This is a genomic window from Halomonas qaidamensis, from assembly GCF_025917315.1.
Taxonomy (GTDB): domain Bacteria; phylum Pseudomonadota; class Gammaproteobacteria; order Pseudomonadales; family Halomonadaceae; genus Vreelandella; species Vreelandella qaidamensis.
In genome coordinates, this window is record NZ_CP080627.1 from 3,686,795 (window position 1) to 3,706,271 (window position 19,477).

Sequence of the window (19,477 nt, forward strand, 5' to 3'; positions counted from 1 at the left end):
CACAAGAGGGGTGTCGTTTGAAGCGTTACAATTTACGACGAACGAGGAAATATCGGTTGCTGCTGATTGTCATTGGTTGGCTTCTAATGACAAGTAACTTTGCCTGGAGCCAGCCAGCCTCGGTGAGCGGCACATTAGGTGCTGTCGGTTCTGACACCATGGCAGGGTTGGTGCTGCGCTGGGGCGAAGCCTTAAACGCTCGCTATCCAGATATTAACCTGCAGTTTCAAGCTGGCGGCTCAGCTAGTGCACCGACTGCCCTGGTGGCTGGTACAACTCGACTAGGTCCTATGTCGCGCCCAATGAGCGAAGCAGAACGCCAGCAATTTATTGACCGCTACGGCTATCCACCGCTTGAACTTCGCGTTGCCCAGGATGCATTAGTCGTGGTGGTGCATCGCCATAACCCGCTGGACACCCTGACACTCCAACAAGTCGATGCCATTTTTTCAACTAGCCTCGCTTGCGGTGCTCCCCAGCCCATCCGGCGTTGGAGCACACTGATAACAGCAACAGACTGGCCCTATGGCCAAATAGCTCCGCATGGTCGAAATCTAGCATCAGGAACCTATGGACTCTTCCAAGAAAAAGCTCTTTGCAACGGCGAGTTCAGGCGCGATATCAGCGAACACCTAGGCTCGTCAGCGGTCATCGCTGCTGTCGGTGAATCCTTCAACGCCATAGGCTATGCAGGCTATAACCATCTGAATTCCATGGTACGTGCACTTCGCCTAGTAGATGAGCACGGCACCGCTATTGCGCCTGACGAACGCTCCATACAACAGGGAAACTATCCATTGTCACGCGACCTCTATCTTTACGTTAATCTGCCTCCCAGCGAATCACTACCGCCCGTGGAACAAGCCTTTCTATCGCTTATTTTTTCCGACGCAGGTCAGCAGATTGTTAAAGCAGCAGGCTTTGTGCCGCTCCCTAAACGCCTACGCGATGCTCAGCGCCAACGCCTGTGAGCTGTCATTTAATTGTCACAAACAAACGATAGGGTAAGGAGACTCGACCATGCATGCTTATTTTTGTGACGGCTTTCGCTTTTCTATGATGTCGACATGACTCCTCCTCGGCTACCCTTTTCGCGTCAGCCGCTGCGCCACATGCAAGACAGACTTGCCACTGGGCTTATTACCGCCGGTGGTATTGGTGTCTTATTGGCCATTTTAGCGATTGGCATTTTCCTAATATGGGAAACGCTACCGCTGCTCGCTTTTGGCGACACAGTCTCTCTCAATAAACTTTCGCCCCTGGCCTGGGGCACGTTAAAAGCCGCACTGGCTGCCATGCTATTCGCAACACCCATTGCCCTGGGTGCAGCGATGTACTCAGCGCTATTTATGTCAGCACGTCTTCGTAGCCGTTTAAAGCCAACGCTTGAACTGATGGAAGCGGTACCTGGTGTTGTCATTGGCTTTATTGCCGGTTTACTACTCGCCCCTTGGGTAGAGCGACACCTGGCCAGCACCCTACTAATCATCATTTGGTTACCACTTAGCGCCGTCTTTGCGGGGTACCTGTGGCACCGGATTGCTGCCCGCTTTCGCCAGCGGCTGCCGCTTTCCTGGGCTGGTTTATGGCTTCTTCCCTGGCTGGCCGGCATGACGGTTCTGGCTATGTGGATGGCTCCCCTTATCGAGCAGCATTGGCTTGGCGGCGATCTGCGTCGTTTGTTGGATCAACGTTACGGTCTTGATTACGCCACGCGAAATGCATTAATTGTAGGCATTGCCATGGGGTTTGCGGTGATACCCAGCATTTATTCGCTTGCAGAAGATGCGCTCGCGGATGTGCCCCCTACTTTAATGGAAGGCGCCCAAGCACTAGGGGCTAGTCGCTGGCAAGCGCTTTGGAAAGTTGCCCTACCCACTGCAGCGCCCGGCGTTTTTTCAGCCGTGATGATTGGTGCTGGCCGCGCCGTTGGCGAAACCATGATTGTCTTAATGGCCAGCGGCAACACCGCACTCTTTAGCGCCAGTCCGTTTGAAGGTCTACGTTCACTATCAGCCTCTATCGCCATTGAACTTCCCGAGGCATCACCGGGTGGGTTGACCTACCACTTGCTGATAATGGCAGCACTGGCCTTATTCATTTTTACTTTTGTGGTGAACACGTTAGCTGAAATAGTCAGGCAACGCCTGCGCCGACGCTATCAACGCTTAGGAGGCACACGCTAATGCATTGGCAGCGTGTTGGCTTGTCAAAAAGCAGTTTTTCAAACATAAACGGTAGCGGGCTCTGGCCGTGGCTTTGTGCTGCCTGTGTGTCGCTTTCGTTATTAATGTTGGCATCATTAATAACGCTATTGGCGGTTCGCGGGCTAGGCCATTTTTGGCCAGCATCTCTTGAGGAAGTCACCCTAAATTCAGGTGAGGTTGTGATTGGACAGCCGGTACGTGAAATGGCGCTGCCTAAAGGAGCAGGGACTGAGCGGCTCTATTTCACTGGTAATCAAGAGGTGACGGGAAGCAACTGGCACTGGATTGCCATTGATGACATTAGCCAGCAGACCAAGCCAGCAGATCTTATCCGCTTAACGCGTACCCCATGGGGCGATTTTATCGGCCGTTTAACCGCTATGGAGAGTGGCGATCAACGACTAACAGACCAGGCAGCCTGGGCCTTCATCCAAGATGCGCTTGCCTTACCCGTCAACCAACGGCCCCCTGGAACGTTAGTGCTAGCTACCGCAGACGGCCAAACCCTTCGTCAACCGCTGGCGAATGTTAGCCACTTTCAATCGCCGAACGCTATGTCTTGGGGGGAAAAAACCATCGCCTGGGGGCAGCGCATCTGGCAATTTCTAAGTGAAGGCCCACGTGCTGCGAATACAGGCGGAGGTGTGTGGCCAGCCATTTTTGGCACCGTATTAATGGTCATTTTGATGTCAGTGATCGTTACCCCATTTGGAGTTCTCGCTGCTATTTACCTTAACGAAATTGCCCATCAAAACCGCTTAACACGTTTGGTACGCATTGGCGTACGAAACCTTGCAGGCGTGCCCTCGATTGTTTATGGCGTGTTTGGTCTTGGGGTATTTGTATACGGAATAGGCGGCTCTATCGATAGCTGGTTTTTTAGTGATGAGTTGCCTTCACCCACTTTTGGCACCGGTGGCCTATTGTGGGCATCGCTAACACTGGCTTTGCTCACATTACCCGTGGTGATTGTTGCTACCGAAGAAGGGCTTGCTCGCATACCCGATGCACAACGGGAAGGCGCGGTTGCACTGGGCGCTACGCGTTTTGAAATGTTGACGCGGGTTGTGCTGCCCATGGCAACACCCGCCATGCTAACCGGGGTAATTTTGGCGATTGCTAGAGCGGCTGGAGAAGTAGCGCCACTAATGTTAGTTGGCGTTGCTAAGTTAGCGCCTCAAATGCCTGTAGATGGCGACTTTCCCTACCTTCATCTAGAGCGCAAATTTATGCACCTCGGCTATCATTTATTTGATACTGCCTTTCACGGTGAAGATGTACAGGCTGCCATTCCCTTGGTTTTCGCTACCGCGCTACTACTGGTGTTAATTGTGCTAGTGCTTAACCTAACTGCCATATTTCTGCGTCATTATCTAAGGCGTCAGCGAGGAAACGAATGTTAGCGTCCTTATCGTCCGACAAGGTGGCTCCAACACCCGTGACGCATTTTTCAGCTGAACAACGCTGTTTGAGCATTCACCACTTTCACCTCGCTTATGCGGGGAAAATGGCGTTAAACGACCTAACGTTAGACCTACCGCGCCACAGCGTAACGGCCTTTATTGGCCCCTCTGGCTGCGGTAAATCAACGCTGTTGCGCGCAATCAATCGGCTACACGACCTTAATGAATCGGTAACACATAGCGGCCATATTCAGCTTGAAGGACAAGATATTCATGCACCAGACATGAATGTCACCGAGTTGCGGCGGCGCGTTGGGATGGTGTTTCAGACGCCAAACCCTTTCCCTATGTCGATTTATGAAAACGTTGCCTTTGGCCTACGTTTACAACAGCGTTTACCCAAGCGAAAAAGAGACGACATCATCGAATGGGCTCTAACATCGGCAGCGCTATGGGATGAGGTAAAAGATCGGTTACATCGCTCGGCGTGGCAGCTATCCGGAGGCCAACAACAGCGCCTAGTCATTGCTCGTACGCTGGCCGTGCAGCCAGATGTGTTGCTACTCGACGAACCAGCGTCAGCGCTAGACCCTATCTCAACCTTAAAAATCGAAGAGCTAATCCGTAACCTAAAGTCACAGCTAACACTGGTGCTGGTTACCCACAATATGCAGCAAGCCGCGCGGGTTTCTGACTACACGGCTTTTTTGCAGCACGGTGAACTCATTGAGTACGGGCCAACGGATCAAGTGTTCACCAACCCGCGTTTACAACGCACCGAAAACTACATCACCGGCCGCATTACCTAGGCCCTAAAGACATTACGTCAGGAGTGCTCAATGGATATTACGAGCGATACCCACAGCCAGCATATCTCTCGCCAATTCAACCAAGAATTGGAAGAGCTAAAAACCCACCTGATGGCCATGGGCGGCCTGGTGGAAAAACAAGTGCAAGATGCAGTTTTTGCGCTACTTGAAGGCGATAGCCGTCTTGCTGAAAAAGTGCGCGATAATGATCGCCAAGTAAACGACCTGCAACTGCAGATTGACGATGAATGCACCCGCGTACTGGCTCGTCGTCAGCCAGCGGCTTCCGATTTGCGCTTGGTGCTAGCGGTGATTCGCGCAACATCTGACCTTGAGCGCATCGGCGACGAAGCCAGCAAAATTGCTCGAAATGCATTACTTTTAAGCGAAAATAGCGGCAATATTCGCGGTCTAGTAGAAGTGCGCCATATTAGCGAGCATGTGCGTAAAATGTTACGCGATGCGCTTACCGCTTTCGCGCGTTTTGATACCGAACTTGCGATGCAAGTTGTCCGCGAAGATGAGTTCGTTGACGACGAGTACGGTAGCGCCATGCGCTCACTAATGACCTTTATGATGGAAGACTCGCGTTCGATTAGCTCCGTACTTAGCATCATGTGGGTGCTACGCGCCTTGGAACGCGTGGGTGATCATGCCAATAACCTAGCTGAGTACGTCGTCTACCTAGTAAAAGGGTTAGATATACGCCACAGCGACCCCGATTCTATCGACCCGCAAGTGCTTAAAAAATCTTGACCTAGCACTCAATTCCTCCTGCAATACGCCCAGATAATTTATCTGGGCGTTTTTATAAGGAGCAGGCATGTTGGATGCGATAACAGCGCTAAGTCGTGGTACACGTCTGGTGTACACAAAGGGCTTGCGGCGCTATATTTTCCTACCCATTCTGGTCAATATCTTCGTTTATGCTGGCATGCTGAGTTTTGTAGTCAACCGCTTTTCTGGCTGGCTAGACAGCGCAATGATGATGGTACCAAGCTGGTTAGAGTGGTTGTCATGGCTCATCTGGCCTCTGTTCTTTATCAGTCTGCTGCTGGTAATCTTTTTTACCTTTACCCTGGTTACCCACTTAATTGCCGCACCTTTCTATGGATTTTTAGCAGCCAAGGTAGAACGCCAAGCGACAGGGCGTGAACCACTGGACGACCGCGGGCTAGCCAAAACCGCCGTCGACGCCTTAGGCCGCGAGCTAGTCAAACTCGGCTATATTCTGCCTCGTATGCTGATACTGTTTGTCATTAGCTGGATACCCGGCCTAAACCTGATAGCCCCTATTTTATGGATACTCTTTTCTGCCTGGATCATGGCGATTACTTATTTAGATTATCCCATGGATAACAATAAGATAACTTTTAGAGATATGCGCACACGACTATCGCAACAGTGGTGGCCCAGTCTCACCTACGGCGGATTAATTATGCTAGTGACCTGGATCCCCCTTGCCAACCTGTTCTTGATTCCCGGCGCGGTGGCAGGTGCCGTATTAATGTGGGATGACCATTACCGTGGTACGCGCGACATTACGTCTCATCGCTAATGGCCTATCTGCTATAACGCTAGCCCAACCTATTTGTTACCTTAAGGTTGTTTGGCTTACCTAGTGTTATCAAGATTAAGCATAAGCCTTGTTAAGAAACAAGGCTCCTACAAGGAATACGACCATGCTGACCCGCGCACTCTGGCTGACGGCTCTCCTCTCTAGCAGCGTCTCTTTTGCATCGGCTCACGACGTTCAAACCGACCAGTTAAGGATTGTTCACCCTTTTGCCACACCAACTCCTCCTGGCGTAGTAAACGGTGCCGCTTATCTGGATATTACAGCTCGTACAGAACCCGTCACACTAGTTGGTGCGCAGTCACCTGTGAGTGACAGTGTTGAGCTGCATGACATGCAAATGGATGGCGATATGATGACAATGCGCCATGTCAGCGCCATTGAAATCGCTAAAGATGAAACACTGACGATGCGCCCAGGTGGCGGCTATCACCTGATGTTAATGGGCTTACACCAGCCACTGGTAGAGGGTGAGCGTTTTCCCATTACGTTAGAGTTTGCTCAACAAGACGACATTGAAATAGAGGTTTGGGTACAAGATGCCCAGCAAGGAAGCACAGATGCTGATCACCATCATCAGCATTAATAACCACAGCGTGCCATTGCCCTGAGCGGTGCCACCATATAAAAGCCCCATAGAAGTGGGGCTTTATTAATAAAAACGCGTGCTTTACCTCATAAATTTAGCCGTCACACTGGTTACCAGCGTGTACTGCTCCCCTCTTCACGATTTAGCTCTTCAGCACGATAACCTGATTTAGCTTTAGACTCTTCATCATCTTTGCTATTACGGCTAGAAGGAGAGTAGGTCAGCGTATTTTCGTTATCGTTGATTAAATCCTTAGCTGAATAGCTCGCAGGACCCGAGGTATTGCGCGATTCAGGCTGAATAATTTCTTGATTATCAGCGCGTTCCTGATTCAGCTCTATAGAAGATTGCGCAAATGCCATTGGGCTAGTGATTAGACCAAACAACAAACCTACAACAGCTGCTTTTTTAATGAATGATGTCAACAACATACCTAAAACTCCTTGACCACCTACTACATGGAGTAACCGACAGGCTAATAATACGAGATACCTTTTTGTCAGTCACCAAGCACTATATTTGAATATATTAGCTCTAAGCACTCACTATAACTCAGGCATTAACAAGGCAATAGGGTATAAACCCCCTTTCAACTACCAATAAAATGTGAGCTACACACAAAAATTAATCTACGCAAAAAATTAGACCCCACCTAGGTGGGGTCTTGAGCACTCTTACTGATCGCGATGTGCACTGCTGGCTTCCTATCCATTTGAGGGACTCCAACCTTGGAATTAACCCTAACCAGCGTGATAATCGTCGAATAATTCAATCCTTGAATTTAAGAGCATCCGTGCAATGAAACATCCGTGTTGCTAAATGGCTCATCCATAAGAGTAAGAGCTATACTGACTTTAGAAAATATCAGTTACTAAAGTTAATACTAGACGGGTAAGTCTTACATGCCACTATTTTCTTCTGGCAATTCTTCCGTGCTGTCATAGCCAGCATCTGATTCGCCATGTTCCATTGAGTTAGGTTCCATGTCGCTAGCGTTATCGCCTTCGTCATGGGTCAAATCTTGTTTGTCATACTCACCAGTTCCTGTAGATCCAGCAGTTCCGGTAGTGCCTGACGCGTCATCAGACTGGCTACCAACCGGCTGTTCATCTGGAGAAATATTATTCGCTGGGTCTGCTGGCTCTTGAGCGAATGCCGCAGGACTAGCAACTAGACCGAACGCTACACTTAAAATACCAGCTTTCTTGAGTAGTTCCTTGGACATCATATTCCATCTCCTCGATCGCTGTTCAATACTGCTTAAATGGTAAGAAAGATTGCCTTTCGGCTTACCAATTCCTGTGGTGTTCTCTCTTACTCACATACTTGCATTCGTTATGCCAAAAGCCAAAAAAAAACAATAATTTTTTAATAAACAAAAACTTAAGGAAAAAACAGAGGCGCAAGCACAACATAAGTCTTTCGAAATAAGGGAGGCAAACTGGTTAGAAATGGCACATGAGCATTATGTATCCATACTTATATGACAGCATGGCACACTTATACAATATTTGTATTTACAAGCCCTATGTCAGGCTATGCTCGTTTTCAACAATCCGGGAGGAGGGAAAAACACAGCGAAAGAGGGCTCCTTCGCCAGGATGGGATTCAATGTGTAGCAGTGCATCATGTCTTAGTAGTACATGCTTCACAATCGCAAGGCCAAGGCCCGTGCCACCCGTCGCTGTACTACGCCCTTTATCAACACGGTAAAAGCGCTCTGTTAGGCGTGGAATATGAACCGGGTCTATCCCTTCACCGTCATCATCAACGTCAATGCAGGCGCCACCATTTGGTAGCGTTTTCCAGCGAAGCGTTATCTGACTTCCTGTTGGGGTATACCGCACAGCGTTAAAGGCAAGGTTAGAAACAGCACTATGCAGCTCTTGTTCGCTACCAATGAGCCGCGCATCACTCTCAAGCACAACATGAACACTGTGTTGTTGATTAGAAAGTGCAAGCGCATCGCGGCGGATACTATCGAGTAACGGTCCTACCGCTAGCGGTTGGTGATCCTCTCCCCCTTGATCAATTTCTAACCGCGAAAGTAGCAGCAAATCATTGACCAAATTTTGCATGCGTTTAGTCTGCTCTTCCATCTGGCCAATCCCGCGACCTAACCGCGGCGGCAACTGATCTTTCAGCTCGCCGTAGGTTTCTAAATACCCCGTTAACACTGTAAGCGGGGTACGTAGCTCATGGGAAACGTTCGCCACAAAGTCACGACGCATCTGCTCTAAACGATGGAGGCGAGTAATATCTCGCGCCATTACTAAGCGTTCATCATCGCCATAAAGGGTAATTTGATATTGAAGGATGCGCCGTTCATCGATGGGCGACGTCAAGGTTAGCGGCTCACCGTACTTACACGCGTTAAAATAGCTGATAAATCTTGGGTCACGAAGCAGGTTGGTAATGTGCTGGCCACGGTCATGAGCCGTTTGTAGGCCCAGCATTTCTGTCGCTGCGCTGTTCCACCACTCTAGGTCACCATGCCGGTCCAACATAACTACGCTATCACGCATTGCTTCAGATGATTCCTGAATACGTGCCAACGTCGCGCGTAAGCGGTTCTGGGTAATCCGTTGGCTTTTTTGATAGCGATACAAGCGATCAAATAGCTCACCCCATATCCCGTTCGCTGCGGGGGGTTCATCATGGGGATGAAGCGTTAACCATTTAAATAGCGCACGTAGTTGACGTAAATGGTAGCCAAGACAAACGGTAAGGCCCGCCGCTAGACCGATGCCTGGAACTGCCACCAGCCACCCTAGGAAAAGGCCTAGCATTGCCCACAAAACAAAGCGCCACAGTTCTCGGCTCCACAAACGCACGGTTACACCCGGGCAGAGAAGCGGTATCCAGTGCCACGCACCGTTTGAATAAGGTTTTGGTGGGCTTCCCCGAGGGCCTTGCGTAAACGACGAATGTGGACGTCTACGGTACGCTCTTCAACATACACGTTACCGCCCCACACTTGATCAAGTAACTGGCTACGTGTGTAAGCGCGTTCTTGGTGGGTCATAAAGAACTGCAGCAAACGATACTCTGTCGGCCCCATTTCCAATGCTTTGCCATAAGCGCTCACCCGATGGCTGACAGGATCTAAAAGCAAGCCATTGATTTCGATAGGATCTTCGACGCCACGAGGCGTAGTACGGCGTAACACTGCTTTTAAGCGCGCTACCAGCTCACGGGGCGAAAAAGGTTTGGTGATATAGTCATCAGCGCCAGCTTCAAGCCCCTGAATCTTATTATCCTCTTCGCCTTTGGCGGTTAGCATGATTATAGGCACTTCTGCTGTCGCTTCTTCACGCTTCAAACGCCTTGCCAGTTCAATACCACTGGTACCGGGCATCATCCAATCCAGCAAAAGTAGATCTGGCTGATGGTCAACCATCATGGCGTGGGCATCCTGGGCGTTATCCGCTTCAAGTACGCGATAGTCAGCCATTTCAAGCGCCACGGCGATCATTTCGCGGATAGGCGCTTCATCATCGACAATCAAAACGGTCTTGGCGGTCATTCCAGGGGCCTCACGGTGTTCAATGAAAACTGGTTCGAAAGAACAGTTCAACAAAACAGTTCAGTGACATGTCAATGACGATAACACCATGACTTGATGACAATTCTATGACAAAGACGATATTTAGCCAGTGATTGGCCACCAACTCAGTACTATTCCTGCAAAAATCAATAAGCCAGACCAGTGATTGTTTAGAAATGCTTGGAAACAGCGGTCACGCTCACGGCCAGCAATTAGCCGCTGTTGGTGGGCAAACGTAGCGGCCATCCCCGTTAACCCAAGCCAGAAAAACCCTCCCAAACCAACACGTATTCCCACCCATGCAAGTAGCAACAATGTCGCTGCTTGCAGCACACCAATGATAAAGCGGTCAGCACTACCAAACAGCACCGCGGTAGATTTAATGCCAATTTTAAGGTCATCGTCGCGGTCGACCATGGCGTATTGGGTATCGTAAGCCACTGTCCATAAAACGTTCGCACTAAACAACAGCCACGCTTCAAACGGAACGTACCCCAATACTGCACCGAATGCCATGGGGATCGCCCAAGAAAACGCCGCTCCTAAAAACACTTGTGGGAAGTGGGTATACCGCTTCATAAAGGGGTAAATAAACGCTAAAACAACACCGCCGATTGAAAGCAGCACCGTAAACCAGTTGGTCAGCAACACTAAAACGAAAGCGGCGGCAACCAGCGCGATAAACAGTAGCTGCGCTTCGGTTTCACTGATACGCCCAGTGGCTAATGGGCGATGCTTAGTGCGCTTTACATGGCCATCAAAGTGACGGTCAGCGTAATCATTGACCACGCAGCCCGCGGCACGCATCACATACACACCAGCAATAAAAATTAGCAGCACATTACGCTCAGGCACACCGTCAGCCGCTATCCAAAGCGCCCATAACGTTGGCCACATCAGTAGCCAGGTGCCAATCGGGCGATCTAAGCGCATTAAATGTAAAAAATCTGCCACTCGGGCCCATCCCGTTGGCCGCAACAGAGAACGATCCATGCTTACCTCTCAAAAAGAATACGCTGGCACTAGCCTAGCGCGAAGGCAGGTCAAGATCATCTGCCATGCTTGATAAAAAGTATTCCTGTACCAATAGCGACAGTCCGCTGTGCTGAAACACTGAGCGCCGCCCCCATACACTGTCTGCCAATAGCGCAGACTGTTCGACGACAAAACGTGGCTGATGGCGGGTAGCGTAAAGCGGTCCACGCACTAGATCGGGCTGTCGAAACAACCAACTGCCTAACGAGCGCTCGCCCAGCCCTTCCAAGCCTTTGCCTTGTAACTGGCTAAGTGGCGCTACCGAGCGCGCAACCACCCAAGGTTTATTTCCCACACACAGTGCCACTTCCCTTAGCCAGGCATAGCGTCGCGGGGCAATGCCAAGCGCCAGCGCTTCATCACGCAGGGGAAAACCAACCGTTTGGCGCAGCAGTTGCACCCGAAACGCCTTGATGTCGCCTGCGACGGTTAGCCGTGTTGTCAAGGAATCCTTCGAGGCTACCCACTGCCACCACGGGGCGCTCATCCCAGGACGAGCCGCCGCAACGGGTAGCCAATGAGTAAATAGTCGATGAGTAACGAGTTGGTGAGGGACTAGAGAGGCTTGCCGAAAAGTAGGGGCGTTCACCAGGGTCTCCGAGGCGGTCAATACATATAGAGCTAGTGTAACATGGTGACCATACTGGCTTTTGTTCCACCGACTTTTGGTGACTGCATGCCCGCAATCGATACACAACTACTGTCCAACTCACATTCAGCGCTGATTATTATTGGCACTGGCATGGCGGGGATTGGCCTTGCACGAGCCTTGCGCCGGCAAGGCGATACACGCACCATTACCCTCATCAGCGCGGATAGCGGCGATGATTACAGTAAACCGCTGCTCTCCACCGGCTTTGCGAAGCGCTTAACGCCCGACCAGCTGGCACAGCGCAGCGCCCGCGACGTTGCCGAAGAGCTTAATGCCGAGCTAATTACCCACACCCAGGTCGTACACCTGCATGTGGATAACCAGCGCATAGTACTCAGTAACGGTCATCAGCTTCACTACGATGACCTTGTACTAGCGACTGGCGCGGCGCCACGTACACCCTTTAGCGTGCCGGAAAACGTCGCCAAACGGTGCTTTACGGTGAACGATTTAGACGAGTATCGCCGCTTTTATGATGCCTTGGCGGCAGCGCCTGCACGGGTAGCAATTGTGGGGGCTGGCTTGGTGGGCTGTGAATTCGCTAATGACTTATATGCTGGCGGCCATCAAGTCACCCTTATTGCGCCAGAGCGCGCGCCACTGCCACGTCTACTGCCCGAACCGTTAGGCCAAGCACTGGGTAACGCTTTTCAAGCAGCAGGTATTCAGCTTGCTTTAGGGCGCACCCTACAAACACTGACGCTTAACCCCGACAATGCCCTATCGCTGCACCTTGATAATGGCGACCACTATGTTGCCGACATAGCGTTACTGGCCACCGGCTTAACGCCGCGCAGCGAGCTTGCAGAAACTGCCGGGCTGGCGGTGTCCCGCAGCGGCATCATGGTTGACCGCCAATTACGCACCTCGCAACCCCACATATTTGCGTTAGGCGATGTGGCTTGCGTTGAGGACGTAAATGCAATGTACGTGCAGCCCTTGCAAGCGTGCATAAAAGCGCTGACATCGACACTTACCGGAAAGCCAACCAGCGTCAGCTTTGGCGCATGGCCTGTGATAGTAAAAACGCCCTTACTACCCGTTGTTGCCTACCCACCTGCAACCACGCCAGCACGGTGGCAAATTGAGGGAGAAGGAAACGAAATGACAGCCATTGCTGAAAATAAAGACGGACGTTTGATTGGATTTGCGTTGACAGGTGGCTGCGTGAGAAGGAAAGTGGAGCTTTCCAGAACGGCCCCTGCGCTGCTAGGCTGATTCTCGCCGCATTTACGGCTAAGCTGAAAAAGCTAACCAGCTGAGCAATGCTGCTAATAACATCGATGAACTTACGCTTGATTTTCACATAGGGAGATACCTTTATGCGCAAACCTGAACTCGCCGCCGCCATTGCTGAAAGCGCTGATCTATCCAAAGACAAAGCAGGTCAAGTGCTCAACGTTATCTTGGACGAAATCACCAATAGCGTGGCCAAAGGTGAAGATGTCGCTCTCATTGGTTTTGGAACGTTTACCGTGCGCGAACGTGCTGCACGTACTGGCAAAAATCCACAAACTGGCGCGCCACTGCAGATTCCTGCCAGCAAAAACGTTGCGTTTAAGCCAGGCAAAGCGCTTAAGGACGCCGTTTCCTAATGAAACTCAAGCTGACGCTGTGGCTACTGAGCTTACTGCTTAAAAGAGCCCTGCGACGCAAACCGCGCTTTCGGGAACAGCTTGAGCGAATGCGCGGTCTGGACTGGGGTGTTGCCACGGAAGACCTAAGCATTGCACGGTATTATCGAATGTCACCAAAAGGCATCACTACCGGCAAAGGCTTGCCCGTTGACCTAGACCTTGAGCTACGTTTCCGCGATCAAGATACCGCGTTAAAAATACTCAAGAAACCTACACAACAGGCCTTTCTCGACGGTATGCTAGCCGGTGAAGTTCGCCTAGTGGGCGACTCTGCTGATATGAACAAGCTACAGAAGCTACTGAAAAATATGTAATAAACAGCCCGCCACCTTAAAGTGGCGGGCTTTTTTCTTCCTTTCTTTTTGTTTACCACTCAGCGTGTAAAGCATTGCCCAACCGGGCGGTGATATAAGCGTGTACCGCCAAGGTGCTGTATTGATGCGGGTTGGGGCGAGTTTGTCCGCCCACTCACCTATAAAGCCGGCTGGGCGGGGAGTGTCAGTAAACGTGAGGGAGAACACTGTCATTGATAACGGCAGGTAAAGACAAGCACAGGCCATTCCCTCTATACTAATTATTAAACTAAAGTCTAAAAAAGAGAACGCTAAGAGCCTCTATGCCGATATCCTTGCCTTTGCGGCGTCTTTGGACCCTAGATAAGTTCGCCTATAGCCTGCGCGTGTTTATCGCGTTCAGTGGGGCGTTGCTATTTAGTGGTTTTGCGGGTGACATCGCGCTGGTGATTCCGCTATTTTTGGGCATTATTGCGAGCGCTCTTTCTGAAACCGATGACAGCTGGCAGGGACGCTTACAAGCACTACTAGTCACCCTTGCTTGCTTTGCTTCAGCCTCGTTTATCGTTCAGTGGCTTTTCCCATGGCCGTGGTTGTTTGCAGTAGGGCTAGCAGTTTCTACCTTCACTTTGATTATGCTGGGTGCCATTGGCCAACGATACGCCACCATTGCCTCGGGCACATTAATCCTATCGATCTATTCGATGATCAACATTGAACAGCACGGTGGCGTTGACGAAGACGTGGCTGCCCGACAATGGCTGTTGCTTGCCGGGGCAGCGTGGTACGGATTTATTTCGATCTTATGGTGCGCCTTTTTTTCGCGTCAACCGGTTAAGCAAAGCATGGCCAGGGTATATAAAGCGCTAGGTGAATTTTTAATATTGAAGTCGGCGCTGTTTGAACCTGTTCGTGGGGTAGACCTGGAAGCCCGTCGTGTGGCACTAGCTAGACAAAACGGCAAGGTGGTCGATGCCCTCAACCAAGCAAAAGAGATGATTTTCCGCCGCTTAGAAGGCCAGCGCGGCAGCCGCAAACTGAACCGCTATCTACAGGTCTATTTTATCGCCCAGGATATTCACGAACGGGCAAGTTCTACTCACTACCCTTATAGCGCACTCACTGAAGCTTTTTTCCACCACGATGTCCTCTTTCGTTGCCAACGACTTTTAGACCAGCAAGGACGAGCCTGCCGACAGCTAGCCAAGTCGCTGCTACTTAACCGCCCCTTTGGTCATGAACAGAGCGAGCAGGCACTCGCCGATCTACGTGCCTCTATCGCCAACCTAAACGAACAGGGAAAAGCAGAATGGCGTCCGCTGATGCATCCACTCAATGCGCTTGCCGACAATCTCACTACCCTGGAAGCGCAGATTGCCAGCGCCCATAACCCAGACACCAATGATAGCCACCGTGATAGCTCTCTTTATGATCGCTCTCCGTCTAGCGTGCTAGAAGCATGGAAACGTATTCAGCTAAATTTGACGCTGAACTCTCCAACATTTCGCCATGCATTACGCCTATCGATTGCACTATTAGTGGGTTATGGACTGCTCCAGTGGCTCGACCCAGAACAGGGGTTTTGGATTTTGCTAACCACACTATTTGTCTGCCGTCCTAACTTTGCCACCACGCGGCGCTTTCTCTCCCAGCGTATTCTGGGCACCGTGCTTGGCTTAATTGCCGGCTGGGCGTCGATTAGCCTATTCCCCCAGGCCAGCATTCAAAGCATGATTGCAGTGGCAGCGGGAGTCTCATTTTTTGCCAACCGTGAAAAGCATTATGTGATCGCCACCGCCTCTATCACCCTCCTAGTGTTATGTAGCTTCAACCAAGTAGGTGATGGCTTTAATCTGATTTGGCCGCGCCTTTTTGATACCTTGATCGGTTCACTAATTGCAGGGCTGGCAGTATTTTTTATTCTCCCCGACTGGCAAGGCCGCAAACTGTATCGAGAAGCGGCCAATGTGCTCGTCAACCATCGCCGCTATTTGGATGAAATAGTGCATCAGTACGAGGATGGGAAACAAGACGATTTGGCTTACCGGTTAGCCCGCCGCAATGCCCATAATGCCGATGCCGCGCTGTCAACGCTGCTTACCAATATGCTCCACGAGCCAGGCCACTACCGTAAACAAGATGCAGACAACGGCCTACGCTTTCTGGTGCTCTCTAATACGCTGCTGAGCCATTTATCTGCCCTCGGTGCCCATCGTCACCAGTTAGCAGACGATGAAGATGATGCCGCCCTCATGCCACTTGCTAAACGTATCAGCAAGCTGATGGGGCAACTCGCAGAACAGCTTGATAAGCGCCAGCCTGTTACTCCGCTGGCCGATCACGTCAACGACCTCCTGGCACAGCTAGAGCAGAATGCCGTTGACGCATTAGATAAGAAAACTCAGGATGAACAAGGCCTAAAGGAAAATGAAAAAGCCGTGGCGCTTTACCGCCCCATACAAAGTCAGCTCCGCCTGATTGCAGCACAGCTAGGCCCACTTGGTGAAGCCGCCAACCGGTTAACTGACGACCCAGTAGAGAATCACTCTAACGCGAGCACCGCTGCTTAGCGTTGCATCACGCCCTACACTTGCCCATAGCGGCCGGCGGCTTCGCCGAGCCAGCGCCGTACTAAGACAGCAGTGACTTCAGCATTGCCTTGAAGCGCCTGAGCAAGGGCGGTGACACGCTCTAGCTGGTCGGCATCACGCTCAAGATCAGCAATTTTCATCTGGGCCAGGCCGGTTTGACGTGTGCCGAGCACTTCCCCAGGGCCACGAATTTCTAAGTCTTTTTCGGCAATACGGAAACCGTCGGTGGTTTCACGCATGACGCCCAGGCGCTCCCGAGAACTTTTTGATAGCGGCGGATGATAAAGCAATACGCAGAAGCTTTCCGTGCTGCCGCGCCCTACTCGGCCGCGCAGCTGGTGCAGTTGAGAAAGCCCCAGGCGTTCCGGGTTTTCGATAATCATCAGGCTGGCATTGGGTACGTCCACACCCACTTCAATCACCGTGGTGGCTACCAACAGGTCGAGCTCGCCCGTTTTAAAGGCCTCCATCACCTCAACTTTTTCACTGGCCTTCATACGACCGTGAATCAGACCAATAGCGAGTTCAGGCAGCGCCTGGGTTAGTTCATCACGGGTGACTTCGGCGGCCTGACACTGCAGCACCTCAGACTCTTCAATCAGCGTACACACCCAATAGGCTTGACGGCCATCGCTACAGGCATTACGGATGCGCTCAACCACTTCAGGCCGCCGCTCGTCAGACACCACCACCGTTTTAACCGGCGTACGCCCTGGCGGCAGCTCATCAATCACCGACACGTCTAAATCAGCATAAGCGCTCATAGCCAGCGTACGGGGAATCGGCGTCGCGGTCATGATCAGTTGGTGTGGTGTTAGCCCGCCCGCTTCACCTTTCTCACGCAGTGCTAGGCGCTGATGGACGCCAAAACGGTGCTGCTCATCAATAATCGCCAGCCCCAAACACTGAAAGTGTACGTCGCTTTGGAACAGCGCGTGGGTACCCACCACCATGCGGGCGCGACCATCGGCTATGGCGGCTTTGGCATCTAATCGCGCTTTACCTTTTAGTTTACCTGCCAACCAGGCTACTTCGATGCCCAGAGGTTCAAACCAGGCTTTAAACGCCCGGTAGTGCTGTTCAGCAAGAATTTCCGTTGGTGCCATCATCGCTGCCTGGCAGTTACCCGCCAGGGCTGAAAGCGCTGCCATTGCCGCCACCACGGTCTTCCCTGAACCGACGTCTCCTTGTACTAACCGCAGCATTGGGGCAGGGCGTGAAAGGTCTAGGGTAATTTCTTCCAGCACGCGGCGCTGCGCCCCCGTTAGGGCAAACGGCAGCTGGGCTAAAAAGCGGGCTTGTAGACTGCGGCCTGACGGCAGCGATGGCGCACCATCAGCTTGAATGCGCAGACGCACTTCACGTAGGCTAAGCTGGTGGGCCAATAACTCTTCCAGCGCCAACCGACGTGTGGCGGGGTGAAAGCCATGGGCAAGCTGCTCTAAATCTACATCTGGAGGTGGCTGATGCAGCAGCTGCAGGCTGGCATGCAGCCCAGGCAGGTTAAACCGCTGGCGCAGGTCATCGGGAATCACCTCCGGCAGCGACTCAGGCGAGCGTTGCAGTAGCGCAAGTGCTTGCTGGGTAAGTGCGCGAAGGCGCGTTTGATGCAGCCCTTCCGTAGTAGGATAAATCGGCGTGTAATACTCCTCTACCGGCGTTTCGCTACCGCCGCTTAGCCGATATTCCGGATGATAGATTTCCAGCCCGGTTGCCCCTGCCCGCGCCTCTCCAAACGCGCGCACCGTGACACCAGGACGCATTTGCTGCTGCTGGGCAGGGGAAAAATGAAAAAAACGCAGACTTAAAATACCACTGCCATCACGCAACCTGACTAACAAACTTCTCCGACGCCCTTTCACCACATCGCAGGCAGTAACTTCCCCTTCTACTACCGCCTCACTGCCCGCCCGCAATAAGCCAATAGGCGTTAGCCGTGTGCGATCTTGATAGCGCAGCGGCAAGTGAAACAAGAGGTCGCTAACGCGCTCTACTCCCACTCGCGCTAATTTCAGCGCGAGCGCCTCACCCACGCCTTTTAGCGACGAAACCGGTGCAGAAAGCTCACTCATGAGGATATGCTGGCCTTATGGTCGGGTTGCTGGCATTGGCTGATCGCCTTGGCTAGCGCATCTATCGCTTTTGGCCGAGGGAAGCTTGCCCGCCAAGCAATAGCAACGGTGCGCGATGGAGCGGGTTCAACAAAGGGACGGCTGACCAGCATGGCATTTTCATACTGGTCGGTCCCCAATGCCGACTGAGGAAGCACCGTAATTCCCAGCTTCGAGGCGACCATATGACGAATCGTTTCCAACGAGCCGCCCTCGGCAATCAGCGTATTGTTCGGGCTGTTGAGCTTTTGGGTAATCGCTGGGCACGCTTCTAGAATTTGGTCACGGAAACAGTGCCCTTCGCCTAGCAACAACAATCGCTCTTCCAATAAGTCTTCTTTGTAGATCGCCTCACGGCTTACCCAGCGGTGACTAGCGGGCATCAATACTTCAAAGTGTTCATCGTAAATCGGTTTAGTAACCACATCAGTCTCTGTAAAAGGCAGTGCCACGATGATGACGTCTAGCTCGCCACTGCGCAGCTTCGCCCGTAGTGTGCTGGTCATGCCCTCCTCAATATACAGCGGCATTTGCGGTGCGGCGTTCGCCAGCGCTGGCACTAAATGCGGGAATAAATAAGGGCCTATCGTATAAATAGCACCAATACGCAGCGGGTTAGCCAGCTGATCTTTGCCGGCATTGGCCATTTCATAAATAAGCCGGCTCTGCTCCAGCACGCGCTGTGCTTGAGCCACAATTTTTTCTCCCAGCGGGGTGACTTGCACGGTCGATTTCGAACGCTCGAACAGCGGCGTATCGAGCTCGTCCTCCAGCTTTTTCACTGCCACCGAGAGCGTTGGCTGAGAAACATGGCAGCGTTCAGCAGCGCGACCAAAGTGACGCTCTTGGGCAAGGGTTACGATATAGCGTAGTTCTGTTAAAGTCATAGCGGTGCCAGAGGCATCCTCTCGTTGCAGCTCGTTACAGGTAATCGTGATAGCGAGATGGAAAAGGACAAACAAACCCTATTGAAGATGGCACATCTCATAGGGACTTTGTATCTGATAGGGAATATTAATCAACAGGA

Annotated in this window: 19 protein-coding genes; 11 read left to right on the forward strand and 8 right to left on the reverse strand. The window is 51.7% G+C overall.

The genetic code is table 11. From position 1 onward, the window contains the following. The first annotated feature begins 17 nt into the window (after positions 1-17). From K1Y77_RS16610 to K1Y77_RS16640, 7 genes are all read left to right on the forward strand, one after another. The gene (locus K1Y77_RS16610) at positions 18-971 is read left to right on the forward strand and encodes a PstS family phosphate ABC transporter substrate-binding protein (protein ID WP_264429630.1); all 954 of its coding nucleotides are present in this window, start codon (positions 18-20) and stop codon (positions 969-971) included. 96 nt (positions 972-1,067) lie between these two features. After that, positions 1,068-2,186 (forward strand): ABC transporter permease subunit, encoded by a 1,119-nt coding sequence (locus K1Y77_RS16615; RefSeq protein WP_264019106.1) that lies wholly within the window; start codon positions 1,068-1,070, stop codon positions 2,184-2,186. Beyond that, a complete protein-coding gene (gene pstA, locus K1Y77_RS16620; protein WP_264019105.1) occupies positions 2,186-3,610 on the forward strand; it encodes a phosphate ABC transporter permease PstA in 1,425 nt (474 codons plus the stop codon). The genes K1Y77_RS16615 and pstA overlap by 1 nt, the downstream gene beginning before the upstream one ends. Continuing rightward, complete coding sequence (gene pstB / locus K1Y77_RS16625; RefSeq protein WP_030071508.1) at positions 3,604-4,419, forward strand: phosphate ABC transporter ATP-binding protein PstB; 816 nt, start codon at positions 3,604-3,606, stop codon at positions 4,417-4,419. Before pstA ends, pstB begins: the two co-directional genes overlap by 7 nt. 30 nt (positions 4,420-4,449) lie before the next feature. Continuing rightward, on the forward strand, positions 4,450-5,175 hold the full coding sequence (phoU, locus tag K1Y77_RS16630; protein ID WP_030071511.1) for a phosphate signaling complex protein PhoU: 726 nt from the start codon (positions 4,450-4,452) through the stop codon (positions 5,173-5,175). Positions 5,176-5,242: 67 nt separating this feature from the next. Next, positions 5,243-5,977 carry a sulfate transporter CysZ gene (gene cysZ, locus K1Y77_RS16635; RefSeq protein WP_264429631.1) on the forward strand — a complete coding sequence of 245 codons (735 nt, stop codon included), beginning with the start codon at positions 5,243-5,245 and terminating at the stop codon, positions 5,975-5,977. Between the two features lie 124 nt (positions 5,978-6,101). Further along, on the forward strand, positions 6,102-6,581 hold the full coding sequence (locus K1Y77_RS16640; RefSeq protein ID WP_264019104.1) for a copper chaperone PCu(A)C: 480 nt from the start codon (positions 6,102-6,104) through the stop codon (positions 6,579-6,581). A gap of 113 nt (positions 6,582-6,694) precedes the next feature. On the opposite strand, the gene K1Y77_RS16645 is transcribed toward K1Y77_RS16640, so the two are convergent. The 6 genes from K1Y77_RS16645 to K1Y77_RS16670 all read right to left on the reverse strand — a co-directional run bounded on the left by K1Y77_RS16645 (position 6,695) and on the right by K1Y77_RS16670 (position 11,755). After that, positions 6,695-7,015 (reverse strand): hypothetical protein, encoded by a 321-nt coding sequence (locus K1Y77_RS16645; RefSeq protein WP_264429632.1) that lies wholly within the window; start codon positions 7,013-7,015, stop codon positions 6,695-6,697. 467 nt (positions 7,016-7,482) lie between these two features. Then, on the reverse strand, positions 7,483-7,812 hold the full coding sequence (locus tag K1Y77_RS16650) for a hypothetical protein (protein WP_030071518.1): 330 nt from the start codon (positions 7,810-7,812) through the stop codon (positions 7,483-7,485). Positions 7,813-8,110: 298 nt separating this feature from the next. Continuing rightward, entirely contained in the window at positions 8,111-9,418 is a 1,308-nt protein-coding gene (gene phoR / locus K1Y77_RS16655; RefSeq protein WP_264429633.1) for a phosphate regulon sensor histidine kinase PhoR, read from the reverse strand. Positions 9,419-9,420: 2 nt separating this feature from the next. Further along, positions 9,421-10,110: a phosphate regulon transcriptional regulator PhoB gene (phoB, locus tag K1Y77_RS16660; RefSeq protein ID WP_030071524.1), complete on the reverse strand. Its 690-nt coding sequence runs from the start codon at positions 10,108-10,110 to the stop codon at positions 9,421-9,423. A 123-nt stretch (positions 10,111-10,233) separates the two neighbouring features. Next, positions 10,234-11,124, reverse strand: a complete 891-nt coding sequence (ubiA, locus tag K1Y77_RS16665; protein WP_030071526.1) for a 4-hydroxybenzoate octaprenyltransferase — start codon at positions 11,122-11,124, stop codon at positions 10,234-10,236. 34 nt (positions 11,125-11,158) lie between these two features. Beyond that, positions 11,159-11,755, reverse strand: coding sequence for a chorismate--pyruvate lyase family protein (locus tag K1Y77_RS16670; protein WP_264429634.1), 597 nt, complete (start codon positions 11,753-11,755; stop codon positions 11,159-11,161). 87 nt (positions 11,756-11,842) lie between these two features. Between K1Y77_RS16670 and K1Y77_RS16675 the strand changes: the two genes are divergently transcribed. The 4 genes from K1Y77_RS16675 to yccS all read left to right on the forward strand — a co-directional run bounded on the left by K1Y77_RS16675 (position 11,843) and on the right by yccS (position 16,318). Beyond that, positions 11,843-13,036 (forward strand): NAD(P)/FAD-dependent oxidoreductase, encoded by a 1,194-nt coding sequence (locus K1Y77_RS16675; protein WP_264429636.1) that lies wholly within the window; start codon positions 11,843-11,845, stop codon positions 13,034-13,036. Positions 13,037-13,140: 104 nt separating this feature from the next. Continuing rightward, positions 13,141-13,413 (forward strand): HU family DNA-binding protein, encoded by a 273-nt coding sequence (locus K1Y77_RS16680; RefSeq protein WP_018918476.1) that lies wholly within the window; start codon positions 13,141-13,143, stop codon positions 13,411-13,413. Continuing rightward, positions 13,413-13,769 (forward strand): hypothetical protein, encoded by a 357-nt coding sequence (locus tag K1Y77_RS16685; RefSeq protein WP_030071535.1) that lies wholly within the window; start codon positions 13,413-13,415, stop codon positions 13,767-13,769. The genes K1Y77_RS16680 and K1Y77_RS16685 overlap by 1 nt, the downstream gene beginning before the upstream one ends. A 302-nt stretch (positions 13,770-14,071) precedes the next feature. Continuing rightward, positions 14,072-16,318 (forward strand): YccS family putative transporter, encoded by a 2,247-nt coding sequence (gene yccS, locus K1Y77_RS16690; protein ID WP_264429647.1) that lies wholly within the window; start codon positions 14,072-14,074, stop codon positions 16,316-16,318. A 14-nt stretch (positions 16,319-16,332) separates the two neighbouring features. Here the strand turns inward: yccS and recG are convergent, their stop codons facing one another. Both recG and K1Y77_RS16700 read right to left on the reverse strand, forming a co-directional pair. Then, positions 16,333-18,411, reverse strand: a complete 2,079-nt coding sequence (gene recG / locus K1Y77_RS16695; RefSeq protein WP_030071539.1) for an ATP-dependent DNA helicase RecG — start codon at positions 18,409-18,411, stop codon at positions 16,333-16,335. Beyond that, entirely contained in the window at positions 18,408-19,337 is a 930-nt protein-coding gene (locus K1Y77_RS16700) for a hydrogen peroxide-inducible genes activator (protein WP_030071541.1), read from the reverse strand. Before K1Y77_RS16700 ends, recG begins: the two co-directional genes overlap by 4 nt. Positions 19,338-19,477 lie beyond the last annotated feature (140 nt).